The 25,925-nt window shown below is 43.7% G+C and carries 11 protein-coding genes and 4 pseudogenes; 5 read left to right on the plus strand and 10 right to left on the minus strand.

Features of this window, described 5'->3' with window-relative positions:
• Positions 1-9: 9 nt before the first annotated feature.
• Positions 10-2,091, minus strand: coding sequence for a glycine--tRNA ligase subunit beta (glyS, locus tag CCS41_RS11600; protein WP_072550738.1), 2,082 nt, complete (start codon positions 2,089-2,091; stop codon positions 10-12).
• Positions 2,092-2,100: 9 nt separating this feature from the next.
• A pseudogene (glyQ, locus tag CCS41_RS11605) lies at positions 2,101-3,014 on the minus strand (glycine--tRNA ligase subunit alpha).
• Between the two features lie 459 nt (positions 3,015-3,473).
• On the opposite strand from glyQ, the gene CCS41_RS11610 reads away from it, so the two are divergent.
• Positions 3,474-10,526 (plus strand): coiled-coil domain-containing protein, encoded by a 7,053-nt coding sequence (locus tag CCS41_RS11610; RefSeq protein WP_162860067.1) that lies wholly within the window; start codon positions 3,474-3,476, stop codon positions 10,524-10,526.
• Positions 10,527-10,858: 332 nt separating this feature from the next.
• Positions 10,859-12,634, plus strand: coding sequence for a hypothetical protein (locus tag CCS41_RS11615; RefSeq protein ID WP_072550735.1), 1,776 nt, complete (start codon positions 10,859-10,861; stop codon positions 12,632-12,634).
• Here the strand turns inward: CCS41_RS11615 and CCS41_RS11620 are convergent.
• A complete protein-coding gene (locus CCS41_RS11620) occupies positions 12,581-13,651 on the minus strand; it encodes a 3-deoxy-7-phosphoheptulonate synthase (RefSeq protein ID WP_072550734.1) in 1,071 nt (356 codons plus the stop codon). The two genes, CCS41_RS11615 and CCS41_RS11620, sit on opposite strands and share 54 nt — an antisense overlap.
• A 505-nt stretch (positions 13,652-14,156) precedes the next feature.
• Entirely contained in the window at positions 14,157-14,726 is a 570-nt protein-coding gene (locus tag CCS41_RS11625; protein ID WP_083429636.1) for a lipoprotein, read from the minus strand.
• A gap of 152 nt (positions 14,727-14,878) precedes the next feature.
• Here CCS41_RS11625 and murJ point away from each other — a divergent pair, with 152 nt between their 5' ends.
• Positions 14,879-16,417: a murein biosynthesis integral membrane protein MurJ gene (gene murJ, locus CCS41_RS11630; RefSeq protein ID WP_072550733.1), complete on the plus strand. Its 1,539-nt coding sequence runs from the start codon at positions 14,879-14,881 to the stop codon at positions 16,415-16,417.
• Position 16,418: 1 nt separating this feature from the next.
• Here murJ and argS read toward each other — a convergent pair whose 3' ends face one another.
• The 3 genes and pseudogenes from argS to CCS41_RS11645 all read right to left on the minus strand — a co-directional run.
• On the minus strand, positions 16,419-18,152 hold the full coding sequence (gene argS, locus CCS41_RS11635) for an arginine--tRNA ligase (RefSeq protein WP_072550732.1): 1,734 nt from the start codon (positions 18,150-18,152) through the stop codon (positions 16,419-16,421).
• A gap of 107 nt (positions 18,153-18,259) precedes the next feature.
• Complete coding sequence (locus CCS41_RS11640) at positions 18,260-19,987, minus strand: potassium/proton antiporter (RefSeq protein WP_072550731.1); 1,728 nt, start codon at positions 19,985-19,987, stop codon at positions 18,260-18,262.
• Between the two features lie 327 nt (positions 19,988-20,314).
• A pseudogene (locus CCS41_RS11645) lies at positions 20,315-20,614 on the minus strand (LpxL/LpxP family acyltransferase); the annotation flags it as partial.
• 337 nt (positions 20,615-20,951) lie between these two features.
• Here CCS41_RS11645 and CCS41_RS11655 point away from each other — a divergent pair.
• On the plus strand, positions 20,952-22,049 hold the full coding sequence (locus CCS41_RS11655) for a recombinase family protein (protein ID WP_205411423.1): 1,098 nt from the start codon (positions 20,952-20,954) through the stop codon (positions 22,047-22,049).
• 553 nt (positions 22,050-22,602) lie between these two features.
• Here CCS41_RS11655 and lpxL read toward each other — a convergent pair.
• A pseudogene (gene lpxL / locus CCS41_RS11660) lies at positions 22,603-23,238 on the minus strand (LpxL/LpxP family Kdo(2)-lipid IV(A) lauroyl/palmitoleoyl acyltransferase); the annotation flags it as partial.
• Between the two features lie 109 nt (positions 23,239-23,347).
• On the opposite strand from lpxL, the pseudogene trhO reads away from it, so the two are divergent.
• Positions 23,348-24,411: pseudogene (gene trhO / locus CCS41_RS11665) on the plus strand (oxygen-dependent tRNA uridine(34) hydroxylase TrhO).
• A gap of 24 nt (positions 24,412-24,435) precedes the next feature.
• On the opposite strand, the gene bssS reads toward trhO, so the two are convergent.
• Positions 24,436-24,702, minus strand: a complete 267-nt coding sequence (gene bssS, locus CCS41_RS11670) for a biofilm formation regulator BssS (RefSeq protein ID WP_072550859.1) — start codon at positions 24,700-24,702, stop codon at positions 24,436-24,438.
• Positions 24,703-24,821: 119 nt separating this feature from the next.
• Positions 24,822-25,868, minus strand: coding sequence for a dihydroorotase (gene pyrC / locus CCS41_RS11675; protein WP_072550858.1), 1,047 nt, complete (start codon positions 25,866-25,868; stop codon positions 24,822-24,824).
• Between the last annotated feature and the right edge of the window lie 57 nt (positions 25,869-25,925).

Below are 25,925 nucleotides of genomic sequence, written 5' to 3' on the forward strand. Positions count from 1 at the left end.
AAAATTAACTTATTGCAACAGCGAGATATCTGCGATTTGCAAAAACAGGGCACGCAGTTTGCTGAGTAAAGTTAAACGATTCACGCGCACGGTTTTATCTTCAGCCATCACCATCACGTTATCAAAAAATTCATCGACGGTTTCCCGTAATGCGGCCAACTCGACCAAGGCCTCTTGATAACGACCACGAGCCAGCAAGGGTTCCAATTGATCACGTAGCACCACCAAATGTGTTGCCAGTTTGAGCTCAGCCACTTCCTTTAGCACTGCTGCATTGACTTGATCGTTCAGAGTATCCGTGGATTTGGCTAAAATATTAGACACCCGTTTATTGGCTGCCGCCAAAGCCGCTGCCGCGTCCAGCGTACGAAAATAGCTGATGGCTTGCATACGTGCATTGAAGTCGGCGGGTTTGGTTGGACGAGATGCCAGAACTGCTTGAATGGTATCAATACTGTGTCCTTCTTCCTGATACCAGGCTCGGAAGCGATTTAACATAAATTCAACCACATCAGCCACCACATTTTTGTTACTCAATTTGCTAACGTTGTTGCTAACATAGAGATCCGCTGCGTTTTCGCTGAGAGTTTGTAGATCTAACGGCAAATTATGGTGAACAATAATACGCAGCACACCTAAAGCGGCCCGCCGCAGCGCAAAAGGATCTTTATCACCTTTTGGTGGTTGATCGATACCGAAGATCCCTACCAGGGTATCTATCTTATCGGCAATGGCTAACGCACAAGAAACGGGTTGTGTTGGCAATGTATCACCGGCAAAACGTGGTTGATATTGTTCCTTCAATGCTAGTGCCACATCTTCTGTTTCACCGTCGTGGCGAGCATAATGCATCCCCATAAAACCTTGTGTATCGGTAAATTCGAAGACCATATTCGTCATCAAATCACATTTGGATAACAAGCCCGCCCGGGTTGCCTGACTCGCATCGGCACCAATCTGAGCGGCGACCCAGCCTGCTAATGCTGCCACTCGATCGGTTTTATCGCGCAGCGTTCCCAATCGTTGTTGAAAGAGCACCGTTTCCAAACGTGGTAAATGATCTACCAGACGGTTTTTTCGGTCAGTGTTAAAAAAGAATTCGGCATCCGCTAAACGAGGTCGCACCACTTTCTCATTACCCGAGATAATCTGTTGTGGATCGGTTGATGCAATATTGGCCACAAAAATAAAGTGTGGTAACAAGTGACCCTGGGCGTCATACACGGGAAAGTATTTTTGGTCTCCTTTCATGGTATAAACCAAAGCTTCTGCGGGTACGGCCAAGAATTTTTCTTCAAATTTTGCTGTTAACACCACTGGCCACTCAACCAGTGAAGTCACTTCTTCTAGCAAGCTATCACTGAGATCGGCAACACCGCCAATTTTTTGCGCTGCTCGTTGCACATCATGCTTAATTTGTGCTTTACGCTCCTCATAATCAGCGATCACCGCACCGCGCACGCGAAGAATTTGTAGATACTCTTGGGCGTGATGAATACTGAATTGTGCTTCAGCCATAAAGCGATGACCGTAGAGGATACGATTTGAGTCAATTCCTAACACAGTGCCGGTAATTAATTCGCTGCCTAGCAATAGGGTCACCGTATGGACGGGACGTACGAATTGTGTCGCTTTATCACCCCACCGCATTAGCTTGGCGATCGGTAACTTACTCAGCGCACTCTTAACCATCTCTACCAGCAATAACTTGGCTGGTTTGCCTTTAATGTAAGCACGATACGACAGCCACTCGCCTTTCTCTGTTAACAAACGTTCTGCTTGGTTTAGGGTAATGCCACAGCCTCGCGCCCAGCCTTCAGCTGCTTTGGTGGGTTTACCTGCGGCATCGTAGGCTTGAGCGATTGCAGGGCCACGTTTTTCTATTTCCTGATCAGTCTGAAGCGGGCTTAAATTTTCTACCTGTAGTGCCAAACGGCGGGGGGTAGCAAACCAACGCACCTTGCCATGCAGTAAATGGGCATTATCCAGTTCAGCGGTAAAATTGTCGGCAAAAGATTGCGCCAGCGTACGCAGTGCCTTCGGTGGCAACTCTTCGGTGCCGATTTCCACGAGGAAAGTCTGTTGAGTCATCACAGCCTCTTAGTTCTTATTTTTTTTACACATAGGAAAGCCCAACGCTTCGCGCGAACTGTAATAAGCTTCAGCGACGGCTTTAGTCAGTGTTCGGATGCGTAGAATATAGCGTTGACGCTCAGTCACTGAAATAGCTTTACGTGCGTCTAGCAAATTAAAGGTATGCCCTGCTTTCAAAATACGCTCATAAGCGGGCAGTGGCAGGGGCTTTTCCAATGCTAACAGTGATTGTGCTTCTTTTTCATATTGCTCAAAACAGGAGAATAAAAAATTCACATCGGCGTATTCGAAATTATAGGTAGATTGTTCTACTTCGTTCTGATGATAGATATCCCCGTAAGTAGTTTTACCCAAGGGCCATCAGACCACAGCAAATCGTAAACGCTGTCTACACCCTGAATATACATTGCCAGGCGTTCCAGGCCGTAAGTGATTTCACCGGTAACGGGTTTACACTCCAAACCGCCGACTTGCTGAAAATAGGTAAATTGGGTGATTTCCATACCGTCAAGCCATACTTCCCAACCTAAACCCCAGGCACCCAGTGTTGGGTTTTCCCAATTATCTTCAACGAAGCGAATATCATGGAGTTTGGGATCAAGGCCCAACTCGCGTAGCGAATCTAAATAAAGCGTTTGAATATTGTCAGGCGAAGGTTTAATGATGACTTGGAACTGATAATAATGTTGTAACCGGTTCGGGTTTTCGCCATAGCGCCCATCAGTGGGGCGCCGTGAAGGCTGCACATAGGCAGCGGCAATGGGTTCAGGGCCAAGTGCGCGTAGGCAGGTCATGGGATGAGAAGTCCCCGCGCCGACTTCCATATCTAGTGATTGTACAAGGGTACAGCCCTGACGCGCCCAATAGTCCTGTAATGTCAAAATTAAGCGCTGAAAGCTTTGGTTATCAAACTGTTGCATGTTGGATCCGCACAGAATACAAGTGGATGAAAGTGGAATGGAGCAGTATACCGTTTGACGATGAGATATACAGCCCGGCACGGTGTTCATTAGACCTTTTTCCAAACCCTAGCGAGTGATGCGAAGTCAAGGTGCACGGCGCATAGCAACCTTCGTTAACACAGAGTACATGAGGATTGCGCGCCCCGGGCAACGCAGGATTCGAGTCACGCAGCAGGTTTGGAAAGAGGTCTATTGCTGTTATTCCCTGTACAACGAGGCCTATCTTCAGGTATGGATGCGGCTGTTTAAGCGTTTTCTGCAAGCGTGTTACGAGATGAATGTTTAAGATGATTCAAAATATTACTAATTGTTTTAAACAGAAACATAAAATAACAAATATAAAAATTGGAGAAGACCGTGGGCACAGTTTCTTATAATAATACTAAGCAGACAACTCATTCTATTGTAAGAGTCGTAGTGTCTACAGAAACTGGAGCAGCAAAGTGCACTACACCCTTTGCTGTAGAATTTACGGGTGCTTTTCGCTCGCCTTACTTACCTTACCGCTTATCCGTCTCTATATCAGTAAAGTATTCTGCAGGTGCTGCAGAAGGAGAAAAACAGGGTCGTGTTATTCCACATCCAGAAAAGCAAAGTCAGCTGCCGGAGACTCCTCATTTAGCAGCAAGAACGTCTCCAGAACCATCATTCACTGATCAAGGTACTCAGACTGATCTTCCTACAGAACCTCATCAACCTGTTGTACCACCGAAGGCTCATAAATCTCCAGCTGTATCATCGTCTATGTCAGAAAAGAATGTCATAGAGAGCAAACCTTCGGAGGCTTCTGCAAATAAGGAAGAAACACAATCAGCGAAACCAAGCACCGATGATAAATCTACTTTCACGGATCCTGTAGGAGTTGTTGAAAAAAAACAACATAGATTTCTCAGGATGATATGGAGATTCTTTCAGGGAATATTACATAAAAACCCTTCAAAATCCGAACCCATAGTGAGCGAAAAATCTGGAACAGAAGTCGAAGAAATATCAGGCGGTACATCAACGGCAAGGGAAGTAAGCAGTAAATCTGTTCAAACATCGGGTACGGTACCTCAGATGCATCCTACAAATTCTAGGAAGGGAGGGACTCTTCAGACGTCCCGTCAAAATGGTTTAGATTCAGAAATCCATTACCCTAGGAGTCGTAGCAGATCTGTTAGTAAAGAAAAATTAGTCGTTAAGATGCCAGAAGAAAGGAAACAGCCGCAACCTACTGCTCTGAAAAAAAATATAAAAACAAAATCGGTTGGTACATCGACGCTATCAAATAGTAAAGATGCATCTACATCTGTCGATGATTTAGTGCCGGCTAAAGAACATAAATCGGTTGGTACATCGACGCTATCAAATAGTAAAGATGCATCTACATCTGTCGATGATTTAGTGCCGGCTAAAGAACATAAATCGGTTGGTACATCGATGCTATCAAATAGTAAAGATGCATCTACATCTGTCGATGGTTTAGTACCGGCTAAAGAACATAAATCGGTTGGTACATCGACGCTATCAAATAGTAAAGATGCATCTACATCTGTCGATGATTTAGTGTCGGCTAAAGAACATAAATCGGTTGGTACATCGACGCTATCAAATAGTAAAGATGCATCTACATCTGTCGATGATTTAGAGCCGGCTAAAGAACACAAATCGGTTGGTACATCGACGCTATCAAATAGTAAAGATGCATCTACATCTGTCGATGATTTAGAGCCGGCTAAAAAACATAAATCGGTTGGTGCATCGATGCTATCAAATAGTAAAGATGCATCTACATCTGTCGATGATTTAGAGCCGGCTAAAGAACATAAATCGGTTGGTGCATCGATGCTATCAAATAGTAAAGATGCATCTACATCTGTCGATGATTTAGAGCCGGCTAAAGAACATAAATCGGTTGGTGCATCAATGCTATCAAATAGTAAAGATGCATCTACATCTGTCGATGGTTTAGTGACAGCTGAAGAAAAGCAAGAAATAGAAACGCCTAAGATTGATGAAAAAACCCTAGTTGAGATGCCTGGAGAACAAAATGGATCTGAGTCATCGGAATCTGTATTAAGCAAAGGAGATAGTGTAAATGGTGCTCCGGTTCTGAGACAAGATCCACAAGACCCAAAACAGCAAGGTGCTGGTTGGATGACGGCAGGTATACGGCCTGAAACTGAAGAGATCACGAGTGTTGTAGCCAAAGCTAGCAAAGCTTCAACTCAAACAGAGAGTACAGTGGCGATATCAGGTGCGAGAACGTTTTCACTCGATTTCAGCGAATTGAATAAGCTATTATCAGCACCATATTCTTACGATCCAACTTCTGAATTAGCTCCAAAGTTACCTATCGAATCAAATGATCACGTATCCGCAGAGGATTCTTTTCTCAAAGATAAAATGGCTGAAATTGTTGCTTCTATTAATAAGCAAGCGGAATTGTTTGACTCTATTAATGATGAAAATAAAAGGCTTGAACTTCAAGACTTGTTTTTTGACACAACAAGGCGTATAGCCACCGAGCAACAGGGGCTAAGAAAAATTGCAGAGCAATACAGTTTAGAAAGTATAGAAGCTGTCATTAAGTCTCTTGCAAAAGAAATATATAAAGACGGATTGTCTCCAAAGAGTCTTTCTCACGGAAATACGCAGTCTAAGTATATAGAGACAGTCTCTAAACCGGCTATTGAAGCGGCGAATCAAGCTCCTTCCCGTGAATCTGAGGAAGTTCCAAAAATTGTGCCAGAAACAACATCAATGTTACCTTTGGCTCCGGAGCAAGCAGATATTGAAACCCAGTCTGAGCTATCATCTGATAAGTTATTCTCTGAGTCAGCGGTTATTTTGGGTGCAGAGAAAAAAACATACGCGGATGGTTTTGTTACACCTAAAAGACATAGAGGAGCTAAAAATACAGCGGCGAGCAGTTTTGCTATGCAACAAGAGTCTACACTGGAAATAAGCAGTAAAGCTAGAGAGCCTTCTGTGCAATTGCAAAAAGGTAAACCATCTGAATTAGAGTCTAAGGATAGATTTGGCGTCTTGGAATCTGAAGAGTTTCAAACAAGGCTTAATCCGTCTGTATCTGGACAAGCAGAACCAAGTGAGGAAACATTGAGCCTGCAGGAAGTAGTGACTCATGGGCAAGAAAAAAGCCTAGCTTCTTCCGAAAGTGGAATGATGCAAGTCATGTTATCTCCTGAGAAAATGAGAGAAATAAAAGAGATTGATGTCGTCGGAAATCCTCATATTTTTACTGCCATCAAGCAAATAGATCCGTTCAACGGGAAAAAACCAGAGGTTTATTTATTAAAAAGCGAAAATGATACTGTTCCTTTTATTATCAAAAAAAGTGAAGAAGGAAAACTATCCCTCGACTTCTATGGTGAGAATGTTGTTACAAGCGTTATAGGTGACAATATTGATGAGCTAAAGAGTAAAGTAAAAGAACTGGCGAAGCATTACGGAATTGGGCAACTCGGAGGGTTTGACATTTACAAAGTGAATGTTCAGGCAGTAACAGGGACGATGTCTAAACCAGCCCTTGAAGCTAATCAACCTTCTAGTGAAACTGTGCAAGAAGAAAAGCCAACGATATTAAGTGTACAACCTAGTCCTGACGCGGCTCGAGTGTCAGACATTCCTTTAGTTTTGCCACCAAAAACGGATAGCGCTAGTCTTCCGAGCCAACCTATTACATTATCTGTTAGTGATACAGTAGCGGTAACAGAAACACAGCCACTCTCTGGGGAGAATTTGGTAGTCGCTGAAGAAGAGAAATCATCAAATAACGTTCCTGTCGAGGGAATGCCCGTTTCACATTTCTCTGATGCTGGTGAACGAAGAACATTCGCGGAGGTTGTAAAGGAAAATAATGCACCAAAAGAACCGAAGGCCATTTCATCTCAAGCTAACGCTAAACAAAAAACAAATAGAAAGGGAGTGAAACCAAGTTCAAATTTAGCAGTTAGCAGCAAGAGTAAACCTCTTGAAATAGACGAGGAGGGTTTTGTTAAAAAAAGACAGAGAGGAGGACATGGATCATGGAGAGCAGCTATCAAAGGAGATGAACCATTTGAGTTAGTGCTTGGGAATAGATTTACGGATTTGAAATTGGATGACCTAGGTGATTCTGAAAAAGTACCTAATGATGGCCCGATGCACGTTAAAGTAGAGCCAGGAAAACGATCAAAAATGAACCCTGCCCAGAGGCCTGCTAAAAGCTCCTCGGTGCCATTACAGGAAGAACATTCGCCTTTAATCGAGACACCAATCAGTCAGTCAAGCGCCACTGAGCCTCAGCCTGAGAATCCGGTGCGTGAAGCAGGTATGAATACCGACAAAGTCACTGAGCCGACTGTTCAAGCGAGCCCACCTCCTGCAAATCGTGTCACCCTAGCGACTTCTGGGGAGAATTTGGTAGTAGCTGAAGAAAAGAAATCATCATATAACGCTCCTGTTGAGGGAATTGCGGTATTAGGGAAACAAGATTCGTCTTTGTTCGATACATCAACATCAATCAAATTGGACAGTAAGTCTGCTAAGATATTTGCCGCTGAGAGTGAACCTAGGCCTGCAAGTCCAGTGAAAGAGGCCGCTACAACAGTTGAGGCAGCAAAAGCGCCTGTCCCCTTTTCACATTCAGTCGATACTGGTGCACCAACGGAAATAAGCAGTGGAGCTACAGAGCATTCTGTGCAATTGCAAAAAGGTAAACCATCTAAATTAGAGTCTAAGAATGGATTTGGCGTCTTGGGATCTGAAGAGTTGCAAACAAGGCTTAATCCGTCTGTATCTGGACAAGCAGAACCAATCATCCCAAGTGAGGAAACATTAAGCCTGCAGAAAATAGTGACTAATGGACAAGAAAAAAGCATAGCTTCTTCCGAAAGTGGAATGATGCAAGTCATGTTATCTCCTGAGAAAATGAGAGAAATAAAAGAGATTGATGTCGTCGGAAATCCTCATATTTTTACTGCCATCAAGCAAATAGATCCGTTCAACGGGAAAAAACCAGAGGTTTATTTATTAAAAAGCAAAAATGATACTGTTCCTTTTATTATCAAAAAAAGTGAAGAAGGAAAACTATCCCTCGACTTCTATGGTGAGAATGTTGTTACAAGCGTTATAGGTGACAATATTGATGAGCTAAAGAGTAGAGTAAAAGAACTGGCGAAGCATTACGGAATTGGGCAACTCGGAGGGTTTGACATTTACAAAGTGAATGTTCAGGCAGTAACAGGGACGATGTCTAAACCAGCCCTTGAAGCTAATCAACCTTCTAGTGAAGTTGTGCAAGACGAAACGCCAACGATATTAAGTGTAGGACCTAGTCCTGACGCGGCTCGAGTGTCAGACATTCCTTTAGTTTTGCCTCCAAAAACGAATAGCGCTAGTCCGCAATCTATTCTCAGTCAAGCTGAGAAAATTCCAACAACTGCACCAGAAACAACATCAACGTTAAGCCAGAAAAGCCCTGTATTTCCACTGTGGAATGAGCCTACGGAAAGCGAAAAAACATCTATTGGGGAACGAGGTGTGGAGGGCTTTGAAACCATGCCTATAGCTGTGCCAGAGGAATCAGATGATCAGCTATTAGCTCGCATGCTCGCTCCAGATCCTGACTTAGATCGTATGTTGGCTAATATTCAAATGTCTCAAATGGCGCCTAAATTTTCCAGTTACCTAAAGGATAGAATAACTCGACTGGAGAGATCTATTTTTCAGAAGGAAGGTATTTTATCAAAGGGTTATAATGATTTGGCAAGGCTAAATAATGAAAGCCTCTATAGTCAAACCGTGCAAAAACTCCAATTACATTCACGAGAACTTAAGTACCGATCGGAAGAGCAGGCATTCCAATTGCTCGATAGTGGTTCTGAGACTCTACGCAATGCCATCGAATATTTACAGAAAAATCCTGACAAGGTAGTACCAGCTATAAGTCCTGAAGAGAAACAACAGGCTCAACAGTTTGTGACAGATCCTCGAAGAAATAGCTACGACGCGATACAGTCTATAAAAAATTTCGGGGAAGCGCCTCAAGAAGCAGCTCGGGATGTACGGCTCCTAAAGTATGAGATTAAGCTGATCGAAGAATATAAAACAAAGCTGATTGCGGAATGGAATGAGCTTAATAGCTTGAGGCCGGAAGATGAAATATCTTCACAGATTGATACGATGAAAGCGGAGTCAGGAGAAAACGCAAGCGCATTAAATCACACTACTGAGGTCACTCAAACTGCTAATACTTCTCTGTCTGATGCTAAGAGTAAAGAGTTAACAAAATTGCTGGAGACCGTGTTTGGTCAATATGAAGAAATGCTATTGACTGCTGATCAAAATCTAGCAGATGTAGAGTTAGAAACTGATAATCCTGCTGACCCGAAATTAGTAATAGAAAATTCGAATAAGCGAGGACATATACAAAAATGGCATAAAGTTAAATTGGAGGTTACAAAAAAGATAGAAGAGTTAAAATCGGATCTTGAAAGAGTTAGCAAGGGTGAATACCCTCTACTTCCGTTCCTTGCATCTGAGCCTGATTTTAAACCTTATTATCAGATTTTGCCTGATAATAGAGAATTCAATAGCGAAATTAAAAAACCGGCTAAAGAAAAAACTGATTGGAATAAGTTATATATTTTGCATGATGAGAAAATAAATGGAATCAATGAACTCTTAATTTTAATTGAGAAAAATAAAGAGTCTTTGTTGGAAAATAAGGAGAAGATAATAAAATTAGAAGGAGAGACAAAGGATAGTCTAATCATAGAAGAAAGACATAAGCTTAAAGAAAAAAATCAGGAAGTGATGGTACTGCAAAAGGAGTATCGAGATGGGAATGAAAGTATAGAGAAATTGAAGCGGGATTTATTATCTACAGATGAGATAGCATTATATTTAGATGAAAAAATAGCAAAATATCAGCCTGTACTTGAAGAAAAAATGGGTACTCTTACAGCTGAAAAACAGTTAAGCACGATAGAGTCTATAAAAGAAATAATAGGTAGTATGGCTGATTATACAGATCATAGTCAGACAGAGATATACAATGGTATATATAATAATATATCTGCGTTACAAGGTGATAAGACAGTAAAAAATATACAGGAAATATTATGCGACAGACTGGAAATAAAAAAATGCAAAATGATACAGGAAAACATAGGTGCACTTGAAGATCAGCGTGCTAATTTAGAAATTAAAATAATAGACATACAAAAAAAGAGGGATTCTCTCGATATTAATATCTCTACGTTAGATGATGAGGAGTTAGCAAGGGAAGCAGAAATAAAGAAATGTCGGGCTACAATTGAAGAAATTAACAATACGATAAAAATTCAAAATATAAAACTTGAAGAACTCAGAGTTTCCAAAGAAGAGCTAGAACAGGAAATCGATAATGCTCAAGAAAAGCTAGGAAACGAAAGTGATCAGCCTAAATCTGAGCCTGTTGGACCGTGGTGGTATCCATCGTAGCCACAATAAGGCAATTATCACGTTAGCTATTTAGTTTTTACTACTTATGTAACTAAGAATATAATTTTTTATTATATAAAAATGGTTAACGTCTACCCTTACTTATCGTTGTTGAAGGCTCTATGCTTAGAGCCTATTCGAAATCTCTTGTGCTCGCTGTTCATGAATGAATTTTCTGTTTTCATTTTATAATTAAATATAATTAATGCCAGGCAATCAAATTTATTCACTAATTTTATAATAAAAAAATATCTATAAATTTATTAGAAGATGACACGGGACGGGAATATATATGGCGTAGATTTATATCGCTTAGTGCAAGGGGGACTTGTATGCTGAAGACTACTACAGAAATAGCCAGCTTAGCCACACCCTGTTTTTTAACCACTGTAGATGGCCTGAAAAATCCGCAAGACGCTGATCGTTTTTTCTCAAAATTAGACTGTAAGACCGCTCTTGACTACATAGAAAAGAACCCAGAGTGGTTTAAACGTTTAGAAAAGCCTTACCTATTAATACCTGTGCTTTCTGGTCTGCCTGACGGTGAGTTGACGGGTATCTCACCTCACTTGTTACACTCGATGACTCTCTCAGATATCGGTAAATTTTTCAGTCATTGGAGAGAGTTAAAGATTACACCTGGGCCTCATCTGTTGGATATCCTGTACACGCAGACATGCCACGCGGCTTCTTATATGACGGGTGCTGTGGGTGATAACACAGATACATACGCTAATATATTGGATCAGTTGTTGAAGCATGCCAGTGACATCGACTATACATCGATGATTGATAGATTACGGGTAGAAAAAAATCCCCATCGCACACTCATTCGTAACGGAGAGGGTAAAAGCGAACAAACCGGGAATGGCTTTGTTGGTGTGATGTCAGTCAGTCAATTCCGTAAAAAGACACAATTATTGCGGCAATTGCGCGCCATTCCCGTTAACATTAAGAATAGCTGGAATATAATCAATATTTTCACCGACAATGAAACGGCAAACTTGCTTAAGCTCACTCGTGCTTCAAGCTCGTCATATCGCGCCATGATCACGTCTCTCGATGCACTTCATCGTACGTCGGGTAGAGAGCAAATTACCGCCGCTTTTACGCTGAAAATGCAACTACGGTCTCAGGATACTGACCGTAAAACAGTTTCGTTACTGGACAAGCAGATTACCCAGGCGCTATTTAATCGTGAGAGGGTAGCACCTTGCCAAGGAAAACTTATCAAGATTGCCGAAAAGAACTTATCGTTTGCGGTTGATTTTTATCAGATATTGTTTAATACAAAGCTATCTTCCCGTTCAGATTTAATCAATTTCCTGCTTAAAGAAGTCAGCGACACCCCTCCAGCGGCGGCTAATGAGATAAAAAAAATTTATGACAGCATTTATTATACTAAGCTGGATGTCGCTCACTGGGATAGCAAGTATGCTGGTACAGCACGGAACAGTTTGAATGAGCGACTTTTTCAGGTGCCTAGTCGATGCTTTCTTGAAGCCGCTGTCTCCCCCGAAGAACATCAACGAATTCAAGATCAGCACGTAAAAACTCAACTGAGGGTTGTGCTGGAGCAGGGCCCCCCAGGCGTACTCTTGGGTTATGACGATAGCAATCCTGCCCAGTACAGGAACAGTCTGAATTTTATTGTCGAGTACATCGACAAACTCAAAGCACATGGCATTAGCACCCTTTGTTTGCCATTAACCACGGAAAGAAGACGATCAGTAGAGGATTACATGGAAAGCGGGATGACGGCAAAGATAGTGCATCTGCCTCTTGCACTGAGAAATTTGTGTTCTACTGCCTATAAAAAAGGGATAAGAGTGGTGACATTGTCCTCGATGGGCAATCCGAATAACATTGTTGAAAGGGCACTATTGGATAGCAAAGCCGTCACCAGGCTAAGCCAATTGTCTTGTCATGAAAAATTTATCGTGGTTTATCAACAAAATCGCTTGCTATCAGAAAAGGTAGGAGATCATTTTTTACCGGGGATCGCCCTCCAGCTTGGGTTGCCTGCAGTAGAGCTTAAGTCACCGTATCAATTGTCATTCCTTGATGAAGTCGCTCAACGTAAAGCGAGCAGTGACCGCATCAGCTAATTTATTTAACAGATCTCGGGTGTCTTCCCAACCGAGACAGGGATCAGTAACGGATTGCCCATATGCCAAGGGTTGTCCAGTGAGCATATTTTGAGTGCCTTCCACAAGGAAACTTTCGACCATGACACCAACGATAGCCGAAGAGCCTGAGCGGATCTGCTGATTAATGCTATCCGCCACATTTAATTGGTTACGGTGCATTTTTTGGCAATTGCCGTGACTGAAATCTACTACGAGATGTGGCGCGAGTTTAAATTTCTGCAAATGTTTGCAAACCGTTGCAATGTCTGCCTGATGATAGTTTGGCTTTTTTCCACCACGCAGAACAATATGGCTATATGGATTGCCATGAGTTTGGTAGATGGTCATTTGACCCTGCTTGTCTGGCGAGAGGAATACATGGCTGGCTTGTGCGGCGCGGACGGCATCGATAGCAATATGAATATTGCCATCAGTACCGTTTTTAAAACCGACAGGGCAGGAAAGAGCGGAAGCCATTTCACGGTGGATCTGGCTTTCGCTGGTGCGAGCGCCAATCGCTGCCCAGCTAATCAGATCAGCAATATACTGTCCAGTCACCATGTCTAAAAATTCTGTCGCGGTTGGCAAACCGAGTTGATTGACAGCCAGCAAAAATTCTCGTGCTCGTTCGATACCTAAATTGACTTGATAACTGCCGTTGAGGAGTGGATCGGAAATCATACCCTTCCAGCCGACGACGGTACGTGGTTTCTCAAAATAGGTACGCATGACGATTTCTAACCGTTTTTGATGTTGTTTCCGTAGCTGATTAAGTTGCTCTGCATAGTCGATAGCAGCGATGGGATCATGAATAGAGCAAGGACCCACCACGACTAACAGGCGACGATCTTCCCCTGTCAGAATATTCTCAATTCGTTTACGTGACAGCTCTACGCTATTTGCGACACTGTCAGAAATCGGCAATTTGTTTGCTAGCTGTTGTGGCGTGATCAAACTGTCGATGCGCGCGGTCCGCAGTTCATCTGTTTTGGGCATGATGGCTCTCTAACAGGTTTTTCTCTATGGTTATGTATCTAAGAGTGATGTGGTGTGGATCACAACAGACTTCTTGCAAAACCTACTGCATGATGTGAATGTGGCGTCACACGGTGCTCGCAGTCCTCATGTATTCTATACACTGAGGTTGCTGTGCGCCGGGGAGCCTTGACTTCACATAACGAACGACGGTTTTGCAAGAAGTCTAGTAAAGCAAAATGAAAGAAAGTACTTAATAACCTGTTCGAAATCTCTTGTGCTCTCCGTTTTTTGATCAAGTCATTCGTCAAAAACATGCTCAAAATGCCCACTTACTCCTTTTCGTTGTATACAAAGAGTCACTGTACTTTCTCGCTCATTTTCTCCTCTTCATGAGTACAGTGAAAAAGATTTGGAACAGGCTCCAAGATAAATCGCCGTTAGTTTACCATCCAACTTGCCTACAAAGTAAGTAGTAGTCATGGTGACTAACGATTTTACTCATCTGACCAGTTTGCAGGCTGACTTAGTCCTTAAATGGGATCACGAGTTGGCCGGGTTTTATTTCCAGTCCTTTAGCCAATTTTTGGGCGAGCATTTCAACGATACTGTTATCTGCATTTAGCACATAAGCGGGGTATTGATTAAAATAGGATTTTAGCGATTGATTGAGATAAGGGGTTAACATCTTCATCACGGCGTCCATTTCTTCCGGTTTGACGGTGTAATCAGTTAGCGCCAAATCTTTGAGAAAAATGGCGCCTTTGTCGCGATCAAATTGAGGTTTAGCTATCAGCGTCAAAGTGATATCCGCATTTTGCAGCCCTAAAAGTGAAGTGATAGCCACTTTGGCATTGCCGGTTAGCTGGATTTTATCTGATACAGTGCGACCGATCTGACTTTGTAGTTGGCTTAGGGTGATTTGCGCATCGACCAGACCCGGAATGCCAATTTTTTTTTCATAATTATTATGCTGTTGCAGGTATTTATTGATTTCCTGCTCACTGATACTGTATTGCATGAGTGGCTTGCACGCGGTGATTGTCCACACCACTGTCAGCATAATGACTACGTAAAGCCATCTGTTTATCATCATCTCAACCCTATTAAAAAATATATCTGGCTAATAATAGCGGCTAGACTGCTGTTTTCGCCATAACATATCCAATTTTTATACAAATGATTTTCATTTTATCACGATTGATTATCTAATAGAGTTGTGATTAATTACACTAAATAGAAGAAAATATGAATTTATTGAAGTCATTGGCAGCCGTTAGTTCTATGACCCTGTTCTCACGTGTATTGGGTTTTGCTCGTGATGCCGTCATAGCGCGGGTATTTGGTGCAGGTATGGCCACGGATGCATTTTTTGTCGCATTTAAATTACCTAATTTATTACGCCGTATTTTCGCCGAAGGTGCCTTTTCGCAGGCTTTTGTGCCTCTCTTGGCTGAATATAAAAACCAGCAAGGAGAGGAGGCAACACGTACTTTTGTGGCTTATGTCGCTGGATTATTAACTTTAGTGTTGGTTGTGGTTACACTGCTGGGTATGTTAGCAGCACCTTGGATTATTTTTATTACTGCCCCTGGGTTTGTCGATACGGCGGATAAATTTGCATTGACCTCTTCGTTGTTACGTATTACTTTTCCTTATATCTTATTGATTTCTCTTTCCTCATTGGTTGCCGCCATTTTAAATACTTGGAACCGTTTTTCTATCCCAGCCTTTGCCCCTAGTTTTTTGAATATCAGTATGATTGGTTTTGCCTTGTTTGCCGCTCCTTATTTTGATCCACCGGTTTTAGTGTTGGCATGGGCAGTAGTATTAGGCGGCGTACTGCAATTAGGCTATCAGTTACCCTATTTGAAAAAAGTGGGGATGTTGGTTTTACCGCGGTTAGATCTACGTAATACCGGTGTTTGGCGGGTAATGAGGCAAATGGTGCCGGCTATCTTCGGTGTTTCTGTTAGCCAGATTTCGTTGATCATCAATACCATTTTTGCTTCTTTTTTGGTTTCTGGCTCGGTTTCTTGGATGTATTACGCTGACCGTTTGATGGAGTTTCCAGCAGGTGTATTAGGTGTAGCATTAGGCACTATTTTGTTGCCTGCGTTAGCTAAAAGTTTTTCTACCGGCAATGATGATGAATATTCCCGTTTGATGGATTGGGGATTACGGCTCTGTTTTTTGCTAGCGCTGCCCAGTGCCCTTGCCTTGGGGATCATCGCTAAACCTCTCACGGTGGCATTATTCCAGTACGGTAACTTTAGCGCGTTTGATGCGTTGATGACCCAACACGCGTTGGTGGCTTATTCTGTGGGTTTGATGGGATTGATTGTAGTAAAGGTACTGGCACCGGGATTTTATTCACGGCAGGATATTAAAACACCGGTCAAAATCGCTGTGATCACCTTGATTATGACGCAGATAATGAATTTGATTTTTATTACACCCTTACAACATGCCGGGTTGTCGTTGTCTATTGGGTTGGGAGCGTGCTTAAATGCCAGCTTATTGTATTGGCAATTACGTAAACAAAAGATTTTTCATCCACAACCTGGTTGGTTGCTATTTCTAGGCAAATTGTTGGTCGCAGTATTGATCATGTGTGCGGTGTTGCTAACAGTATTAGGGTTAATGCCGCCTTGGGATAGCGGCGGCATGGTGTATCGGTTATTGCGTTTGTCCGCAGTGGTGCTAGTGGGCGCGGGATCGTATTTTGCCGTGTTGGGATTGTTAGGCTTTAGGCTGCGTGATTTTATGGGTTCACGGTCTTTCTAAATTACATCCGCTCTACTGTCTGGATCCCTAAGGTATCTAAACCTTGTTTTAGTATTTTAGCCGTGAGTAATGCGAGTTTGAGGCGACTGTGGCGTGTTTGTTCACTGGTGGCATTTAAAATCGGACAGTGTTCATAGAAACTGGAAAATAAAACAGCGAGATCATACAAATAAGCACACATAACATGTGGTGTGCCATCACGTGCCACTGTGGTAATGGTTTCTTCAAATTGTAATAAACGTGTTGCCAGTGTCGCTTCGCGATCTTCACTGATGATGAGGGGCACTGTAAGGCTAGTTTCATCGATTGCGGCACGTTTAAATATGGAAACGACGCGGCTATAAGCATATTGCATATAAGGTGCGGTATTACCATCGAAAGTGAGCATATTATCCCAGTCGAAAATATAGTCAGTAGTGCGGTTTTTAGATAAATCGGCGTATTTCACTGCCCCGATACCGACGGTGTTGACCAGTTGTTTTAATTCTTCGGCGGGCATCTCCGGATTTTTTTCGCGGATCAGGTTATCCGCCCGTTCAATAGCTTCATCCAAGAGATCGGCCAGCTTAACGGTACCGCCAGTGCGGGTTTTAAAGGGTTTTCCGTCTTTACCTAACATCATTCCAAACATATGATGTTCCAGTGACACTGACTCTGGTACATAACCGGCTTTGCGCGCGATGCTCCAGGTTTGTGTCAGATGCTGATGTTGACGGGAGTCAGTGTAATAGAGGATCCGATCAGCACCGAGAGTTTGGCAACGGTATTTAGCACAGGCAATATCAGAGGTGGTATAAAGATAGCCACCGTCTTTTTTCTGGACGATAACGGCCGTCGGTTCACCTGCCTTATTTTTGTATTCGTCGAAAAATACCACGGTCGCGCCTGCACTTTCTACCGCTAGCCCTTGGGCTTTCAAATCCGCGACTATACCCGGTAGCATCGGGTTATACAGGCTCTCGCCCATGATGTCGTCTTTGGTTAGAGTGACATGCAAACGATCATAAGAAATCTGATTTTGTGTCATGGTAATGTCAACCAGCTGACGCCACATTTTACGGCACTGTTCGTCACCCGCCTGTAATTTCACCACATAAGCGCGCGAGCGTTGCGCAAATTCTTCATCTTCGTCGTAGTTTTTTTTTGCGGCGCGGTAAAATGCTTCCAGATCCGATAACGCCATATTACTAGGGTTATCATGCTGCATTTTTTCTAGATAGGCGATCAACATGCCAAACTGAGTACCCCAGTCGCCCACGTGGTTGGCGCGAATGACGTTATGACCGAGAAAGGTCAAGGTACGGGCGATGGCATCACCGATGATGGTAGAACGTAGATGACCGACGTGCATTTCTTTGGCTACGTTAGGGGCTGAGTAATCGATAACCACGGTTTGGGGTGATACTGGGGTGATACCCAGTTTTTTAGGTGCTATCAATATTTGGTCAATCTGTGTCGCTAACCACTGACGATCAAGAAAAATATTGATAAAACCCGGGCCTGCTATTTCTATTTTGCGGGCGATACCTTTAAGGTCTAGAAAATCAACGACTTTTCCCGCTAATTGGCGTGGCGGTATAGCTAACATTTTGGCAACGGACATCACACCATTAGCCTGATAATCGCCAAACTGTGGCTTGGCTGATTGGCGGACCTGAGCATCGCTATCTGTGGGCGCACCCGCCGTGATCAGCGCCTTGCCGATTTTATCTGAGAGAAGAGCCTGAATATTCACCGAGTTACCTTAATCTAAAAGTTTGCACGGCAATACTAACATTTAGCATAGGGTTGCAGAAATAAAACATTTCCCTTATGTAGATTTGAATGTACATCCCTCTGTTGTTATGCTTTGTTAGCAACGATCTTGACCCCCACTTTACTAACACGTTCGGCATCCATTTCAGCAATGGTCCAGGTTAAGCCATCCCATTCAATTTGGTCGCCAATAACGGGTTTGCCGCCTAATAGATGAATCACAAATTGTCCCAAGGTTTGCTGGTTATCCGCGCCTTCTTCCAAATTTAAACCATAAATATTTGAAATGTCTTCAAGTTTAGCATCTGCCTCTAAAATGAAATCGCCGAAAAAGCGTTCATCAAGCTGAATACTCGGTGTTTGGCTAAAAAGTTTACCTAAGGCAGGTAAATCATGTTCGTGACCGATAACGCATAAAATATCGCCCTCTTTTAAACGGGTTTTACCTGTTGGATGTAGCAGATCTTTACCACGGAAAAGTGCCGCAATACGAGTTTTCTTTGGCATTTCCAAATCACGCAGTGCGGCCCCGATGCACCATTTATCGGAACTAAGTTGATAAATGAATTGTTCCCATTGATTGTTAATATCAATGTCAAGGCCGACTCGTGAAACAGGGGCCAAGGGTGGAGGCACTACCAGCTTGGTTTTGCGGGCGGCAAACGATAAGGTAGTGCCTTGTAGCAACAAGGAGACTAGCACCACGAAAAAGGCGACATTAAAAAATAAATGCGCATTGGCTAATCCAGCCATCATAGGAAAGACGGCTAAAATGACGGGTACTGCACCCCGTAATCCAACCCATGAGATAAAGAGACGTTCACGGAGATTAAAACTGCGAAATGGCAATAATCCGACTAAAACTGAAACTGGGCGGGCAAACAGGATCATCCACAGTGAAAGTGCCAAAGCAGGGAGAGTGATGAGGAACAGTTCACTCGGATTAAGAAGTAGACCCAATACTAAAAACATGCCTATTTGACTCAGCCAAGCCAGCCCGTCGAAAGTTTGTAGTATTCCAGAGCGATTGCGTATTGGACGATTACCGAGTGTCAATCCACAAAGATAGACTGCGAGGATCCCGCTGCCATTCATCGCTGTTGTCAAAGCAAAAATTGTAATCCCACCACTGACCGCCAGCAGAGGATAAAGGCCGTTAGCCAGCTGCATACGGTTGATCAGTGATAACAATAAAAAACCGCCGCTAAGCCCTATCAGGATACCTAAACCAAATTGTTGCAATAAATGAACTAAAAACATCCAACTTAAGTGACTATCCCCGGCAGAAATCATGGAGATCAAAGTAATAGTCAGAAAAACAGCCATCGGATCGTTACTGCCGGATTCGATCTCCAGGGTAGCGCTCACCCGTTCATTAAGCCCTTTACCACCTAACAAAGAAAATACTGCTGCTGCATCTGTGGAGCCAATAATAGCGCCAATTAATAACCCTTGAATAATGTCTAAATCGAACAACCAAGCGGCGAACCATCCAGTTAACCCCGCAGTAATTACCACGCCTACGGTGGCCAGTGATAGCGCCGGCCACAATGCGACACGAAATGATGATGCTCTCGTGCGCATACCACCATCAAGCAGGATCACCGCCAATGCAAGATTACTTACCAAATAAGCAAGAGAGTAATTATCGAATGGGATGCCTCCAATACCATCACCGCCTGCCAACATACCGATGGCAAGGAAAATAACCAAAATGGGGATCCCTAAACGGGATGATAATGAGCTGAGTAAAATACTCGCTCCCACTAATGCTGCGCCGATCAAAAAGAGGTTGTTGATAGTGATGGCGTCCAAAGTGGGCGGTCTCCTAATTTGATAGAGGATTACTGAAAGCGGTTACTAGTACACAGCATGAGTTAAGATTATACACGGAAACGTGTAAATAAAGGTTAAAGCAAATACTTAATTCAAGTGTTTCAATTAATATTTGTCATTGATTATATGTATTTATAACCTGTTCCAAATATTTTTCGCTGTGCTTAGAAGAGGAAAAAATGGGCGAAAAAGCGTAGTTACCCTTTGTATGAAACAAAAGAGAGTCAATGAGCATGTTGAGTGCATTTTTGACGAATGACTTGACCAAAACACGGCGAGCACAAGAGATTTCGAACAGGTTCTTAATCAGTTATATAGTGAAGGTTGTCCCTCTGGACGTGTTTTAAAACGCCGATGTAGCCACATATACTGATCGGAAGCACTGGTAATTTCTTTCTCTACCACTTTATTCATAAAGGCTGCCGCTTCGATTTCGTTGTCCAGCGGAAAATTTTCGACCATCGGTTGTATAACAATGTGATAGCCTTTGCCGTTTGCTAGTCGATGGGGGGTAAAGGGGATGACATTCGCTTTACCCATACGTATTAGCAAGTAACTGCCGGTGGTCGTCGCTGTCTGATCAACGGCAAAGAAAGGGACAAATACTCCGCAAACAATAGTGCAAACTTTCGCGTAAGCTGGGGCCTGCGTTTTCACCGGCGCTGCCTCAAGTCTGGTCATCCGGATGGGAGCATCACTGAGTTTTCCCTCGTTATTGAGACTGATAACGGCACACGGAGTGACCCTCAGCAATGAAACCGAAGCCATTTTCACAACACGTACGTATCACTTTCGAGCCCAGCCGGTTTTCTGACGACCAGCTGACGGATGTTTATGAACAGCTGACTCCCGTTAACCACCACGTGCTTACCCCTCACGACCAGGCCCGGGCCAAACCTCACCGGGCTCCTGCCCGCTCAACCGCTAGACGGAGCAAAATGTTATGAACAAGGCACTGGTCGCACTCTACGCCCGCGTTTCTTCCGGGCAACAGGTAAAAAATGGCACCATCGGCAGTCAGCTTGCAGCAATCAAGGACCGCATCCGTGAGGACGGCCACGTGTTGCCTGACGCCATGCTCTTTATCGATGATGGTGTCAGCGGTGCTACACTTATCCGCCCGCAACTAGAGCGCCTGAGGGACTACGCGGCGGCAGGCGATATTGAATGCCTGTACATCCTGTCGCCCGACAGGCTAGCCCGTAAATACGCCTATCAGGCTCTGCTGATGGAAGAGTTCAGCGCCTGCGGCGTGGAGGTTATCTTTATCTGTCACACCCCCGGCGACACGCCGGAAGACATGATGCTTCTGCAGATGCAGGGGATGTTTGCTGAATATGAGCGGGCAAAGATTATGGAGCGCAACCGGCGTGGTAAGCTTCACGGTGCACGCTGTGGTAATGTCGGTGTCCTTTCCGGTGCACCTTACGGTTATCGGTATATCCGCAGGCAGCCGGACGGGACACCCGCACAGTATATTGTCAACCTTCATGAAGCCTCCGTGGTCAGGAAGATATTTAGTTGGGCTGGCATAGAGCGCCTGAGTCTAGGCGGTGTGGTCAGACGTCTGGCTGAGAAAGGCATAGAAAGCGCCACCGGCAAACCCGGCTGGGACCGCAGTACGGTATGGGGCATGTTAAAGAACCCCGCTTACAAAGGACTTGCTGTGTTCGGAAAAACGAAAAACTGCGCCCCCCGTCCCCGGGTGAGAGCAGCGCGCAACAGTGCAGATATCCTCAAGAACGGTTATTCAGTAATACGAAGTAAGCCGGATGACGGCATCGGGATCCCTGTGCCTGCCATCATCAACAGCGCTCTTTTCTTGACGGTCAACGAACAGCTGGAAGAAAACCGCCGACATGCACGACAGGGGCGCCGGGGAGCCGCTTATCTCTTACAGGGGCTGACTGTGTGCGGCCACTGTCGCTATGCGTATTATGGCAAAAAAGTCAGTAAATCTGCGGCAAAAGGGGGGCGCAGTATTCTTATTACCACTGTACTGGGACGGATGCTTACCGCTTTGGGGCATTCGGGTGTGTGACAATAAACAGGTCAGGACATCCATGCTGGATGAAACGGTCTGGGCACAGGTCATTGCGCTGCTGTCTGAGCCGGAACGGCTGAAAAAAGAATATGAGCAGCGTCTAACGCAGGCGTCAGAGCACAGTGGACAGACCGCAGATGCTGAGCGTCTGAAAAAGCAAGAAAATCAGCTAAACGTGGGGCGGTCCCGATTGATTGATAGTTTTGCCGAAGGGCTGATTGGCAAAACAGACTTTGAACCACGGATCAGAGTGATGACGCTCAGGCTGGCGGAACTTGCGCGCCAGAGAGTGAAGGTGAAACAGGCCACAGAGAACCAGCATGAGTTGCTGCTACTGGTTAACCGGGTGGAGGATTTTGCTGCTGCGGTCACGGAACGCCTGAGTACGGACGATTTTCTGATGAAGCGAGAAATTCTGCGTGCGCTGGTGAAACGGATAGAAATTTATCGTGATGAAATTGTGGTGGTTTTTCGGGTGAATCCCGGGAATGATACCAGCCTGGAAGCAGGATCAGACAAAACATATGGCAGAAGTTTGCCAGATTGTTTGCGGAGTAATTACGCTGCTGCGTGGGCCATAGTCGTGATCGGGAGCGTACCAAATAATTTCTCCTTTTTTCAGGCTGCGAACCATGCCTTTGAGGTCTTTACGATCGAGCATGGCTTTATTGGAACGGGTACGTCCCCAAGTCTGCATCCAGTCTATCGCTTTATTATCATGGGGACGGTAAACACCAATGCCCGGTGTATTGATACCAATAATACGGGCACCTAATTCCAGGGTCAGAAAGTGTAAACCGATAAGTAATACCCCTGACCCTGTTCCCGTGCCCGTTGGATATGTTCTAAACCGCTAATACGACTCCAGCGTTTAATTCTCCAGTCTGGCCAGAACCATGCCATACCCGTTTCAAACAGCCCCAGACCGACGGATGTGAAATTTTTTGCTACCAGTTGATCACGCTCAGCACGAGACATTTGAGGAAAGCACAGTTCCAGGTTTCGCTGCGCAATCTGTACTCTATGCCGCAAGAAGCGCATCGAAAGACGACCAAGAACAAATACCCAGGCGATAAATAATAGGGTACGGAAGTAGCACTAATAAATAGAGAAGAGCGAATCCACACCAGGTGAGCCAATAACGCGGATGCAGCAGTGAACGATCAAAAGGAGGAGCTTGTATCATCTGTTTTCAATATCATAGTGGGTTACCAAGAGTACGTTAACTTGTTCTCAGGATAGCCATAAATCTGTTAGTATGCCGTTTTTGAACCTGTTCAACAGGAAAGTACGGTATGTCAGCATTATATAATCGAATTTCTAATAAGGAACTTAAAGCACGTATGTTGGCTGAAATTGAACAGCGAACAACAGTTTCTTTTTACAAGTACTTCATTCTGCCAGATGCGCAAGCATTTCGCGATAGCCTTTATCGTCAGTTTGTTAAATTGGGCGTGTTTGGGCGGGTTTATATTGCCAAAGAAGGGATCAATGCTCAAATTAGTGTGCCGGTTGATCGTTATGACGCGTTTAAACAGGTGTTGTTTAGCGCTCATCCGGCATTAGATCAAATACGTTTGAATGTCGCTCTTGAAGACGACGGTAAATCATTCTGGGTGCTGCGTATGAAAGTTCGCCAACGTATTGTTGCCGATGGCATTGACGATGAAAGTTTCAACCCAGCGAATACCGGTCACTATTTGCAAGCCGATCAAGTTAATAGAATGATTGATGATCCAGATACACTCTTTGTAGATATGCGTAATCATTATGAATATGAAGTGGGTCACTTTGAAAACGCAGTAGAAGTGCCATCCGATACGTTTCGCGAGCAATTGCCGATGGTTGTTGACATGCTACAAAATGATAAACAGAAAAATATTGTTATGTATTGTACGGGGGCATTCGTTGTGAAAAAGCCAGTGCTTATATGCGTCATAGTGGTTTTGAAAATGTTTATCATGTCGAGGGAGGTATTATTGAATATGTCCGTAAAGCCAAAGAGCAAGGTTTGGCGCTAAAATTTGTGGGTAAAAATTTTGTTTTTGACGAACGTATGGGAGAACGGATTTCTGATGATGTGATCGCCCATTGTCATCAGTGTAGTATACCCTGTGATGCACATACTAATTGTAAAAATGAGGGATGCCATCTGTTATTTATTCAATGCCAAAATTGTATGCAGAAATTTGTGGGATGTTGTAGCCAAATTTGTCAGGATGAATTGCAATTACCGAGCGAAGAACAACGTGCACGTCGTGTGGGGCGGGTAAATGGCATGAAAATTTTCAACAAATCTAAAGGGTTATTACAAGTTAGTGTGCCTATACCGCCAAAGGCATCAAAGAATATCCCCTGATGCCTGGTTTTTATTTTTTTAAAACTAATGTTTACGATGGTAAAAATCGATGTAGTCCGATGATTCAATTTTAGCGATGCCTGCTTCTAAAATATAAATCAATTGACGTGCAACATCGGTAGTTAACCAAAGTGTTCTATCGACTAATACTTGTTCTGATGGCTTGTCTCTATCAGCGCCTTCTTTAGACAAATAGTGAAGGCGTATCATCATTGCGTCATACACATCTACTGTACTGATATCCCAACCTACTAATGGGTGAGTCTGTATAATTTTGTCGTTTATATCCATAAAGCCCCCTTATCTTTTAGTAGTCATTGACGCTAGCAATCAGTAAGGATCCATGAGACTCATTAACCCTCTTGTAAAAGAGGTTCAACTCCATAGGATAGGAGGTCTTTCCATTATATTCAATTTTTAACTGACCAATTAATAGACTGGCCTGCTAAAAAAGGAATAATTGAGCTTTGGTCTACATTAATTTCCTCCGCCTGGATAAAAGGGGTCCGTATCAATTCAATGAAACCTTCATTTTTGGGTAGGTCGTAAAAATTTGCGCCATTTTCGGAACAGAATGCTTCTAAGTACTTCAGTGCATTCAACTCTTCGAATATAGCGGCGTAAACGGGTAGTGCTCCTGGTGCATTAAATACCCCGGCACAGCCGCAAGCCGATTCTTTACGGTCTTTGGTATGGGGTGCCGAGTCGGTGCCAAGAAAAAAACGGTTGCAGCCCCCGGAGACGGCCGCACGCAGCGCCTGTTGGTGATGACTACGTTTTAATACCGGTAAACAGAATAGATGGGGGTGGATACCACCAACCAACATATGATTACGGTTAAACATTAAATGTTGTGGCGTGATAGTAGCAGCAAGAAACTCATTGCCACCTAACACGTACTCAACCGCTTCTTTAGTAGTGATATGTTCAAATACGATTTTCAATTCAGAAAAATGCTGACGAATAGGCGTTAATATTTGGTCAATAAATCGCGCTTCACGATCAAAGATATCTATCGCCATATCTGCTACTTCACCGTGGATAAGTAATGGCATACCCAGTTTTTGCATTTGTTCAAATAACGGATAGATAGCAGTAATATTAGCCACGCCCTGATCAGAATTAGTGGTCGCGTTAGCAGGATACAGCTTGGCTGCGGTGAAGACTTTTTCGTCAAAACCCTGTTTCAGTTCGGCGGCTGACAGTGTTTCCGTTAGATAACACGTCATTAATGGAGTGAATGTATGCCCGTTAGGTATTGCCTCTATAATTTCTTTCCGATAATTCTTAGCGGCGGCAACCGTAGTAATAGGTGTTGCCAAATTGGGCATGACGATAGCGCGGCGAAAAGTTCCACTGGTATAGGGCAATACGGTTTTGAGTATTTTGCCCTCCCGTAAATGAACATGCCAATCATCTGGGCAGCGGATTGTGAGGGTTTGTGGTTTTGCGGTCATTAATCGGGCTCCACTGAGTATGATAAAACGAGGATTATTCGCACCAGGCAGTAGACT

It is taken from the genome of Candidatus Fukatsuia symbiotica, assembly GCF_003122425.1.
In the GTDB taxonomy this organism is placed as follows: Bacteria; Pseudomonadota; Gammaproteobacteria; order Enterobacterales; family Enterobacteriaceae; genus Fukatsuia; species Fukatsuia symbiotica.

Coding starts and splice junctions, on each gene's coding strand:
- glyS (WP_072550738.1), bottom strand. CDS start 2,091: ATGACTCAACAGACTTTCCTCGTGGAAATCGGCACCGAAGAGTTGCCA.
- CCS41_RS11615 (WP_072550735.1), top strand. CDS start 10,859: ATGCTGAAGACTACTACAGAAATAGCCAGCTTAGCCACACCCTGTTTT.
- CCS41_RS11620 (WP_072550734.1), bottom strand. CDS start 13,651: ATGCCCAAAACAGATGAACTGCGGACCGCGCGCATCGACAGTTTGATC.
- CCS41_RS11625 (WP_083429636.1), bottom strand. CDS start 14,726: ATGATGATAAACAGATGGCTTTACGTAGTCATTATGCTGACAGTGGTG.
- murJ (WP_072550733.1), top strand. CDS start 14,879: ATGAATTTATTGAAGTCATTGGCAGCCGTTAGTTCTATGACCCTGTTC.
- CCS41_RS11655 (WP_205411423.1), top strand. CDS start 20,952: ATGAACAAGGCACTGGTCGCACTCTACGCCCGCGTTTCTTCCGGGCAA.
- bssS (WP_072550859.1), bottom strand. CDS start 24,702: ATGGATATAAACGACAAAATTATACAGACTCACCCATTAGTAGGTTGG.
- pyrC (WP_072550858.1), bottom strand. CDS start 25,868: ATGACCGCAAAACCACAAACCCTCACAATCCGCTGCCCAGATGATTGG.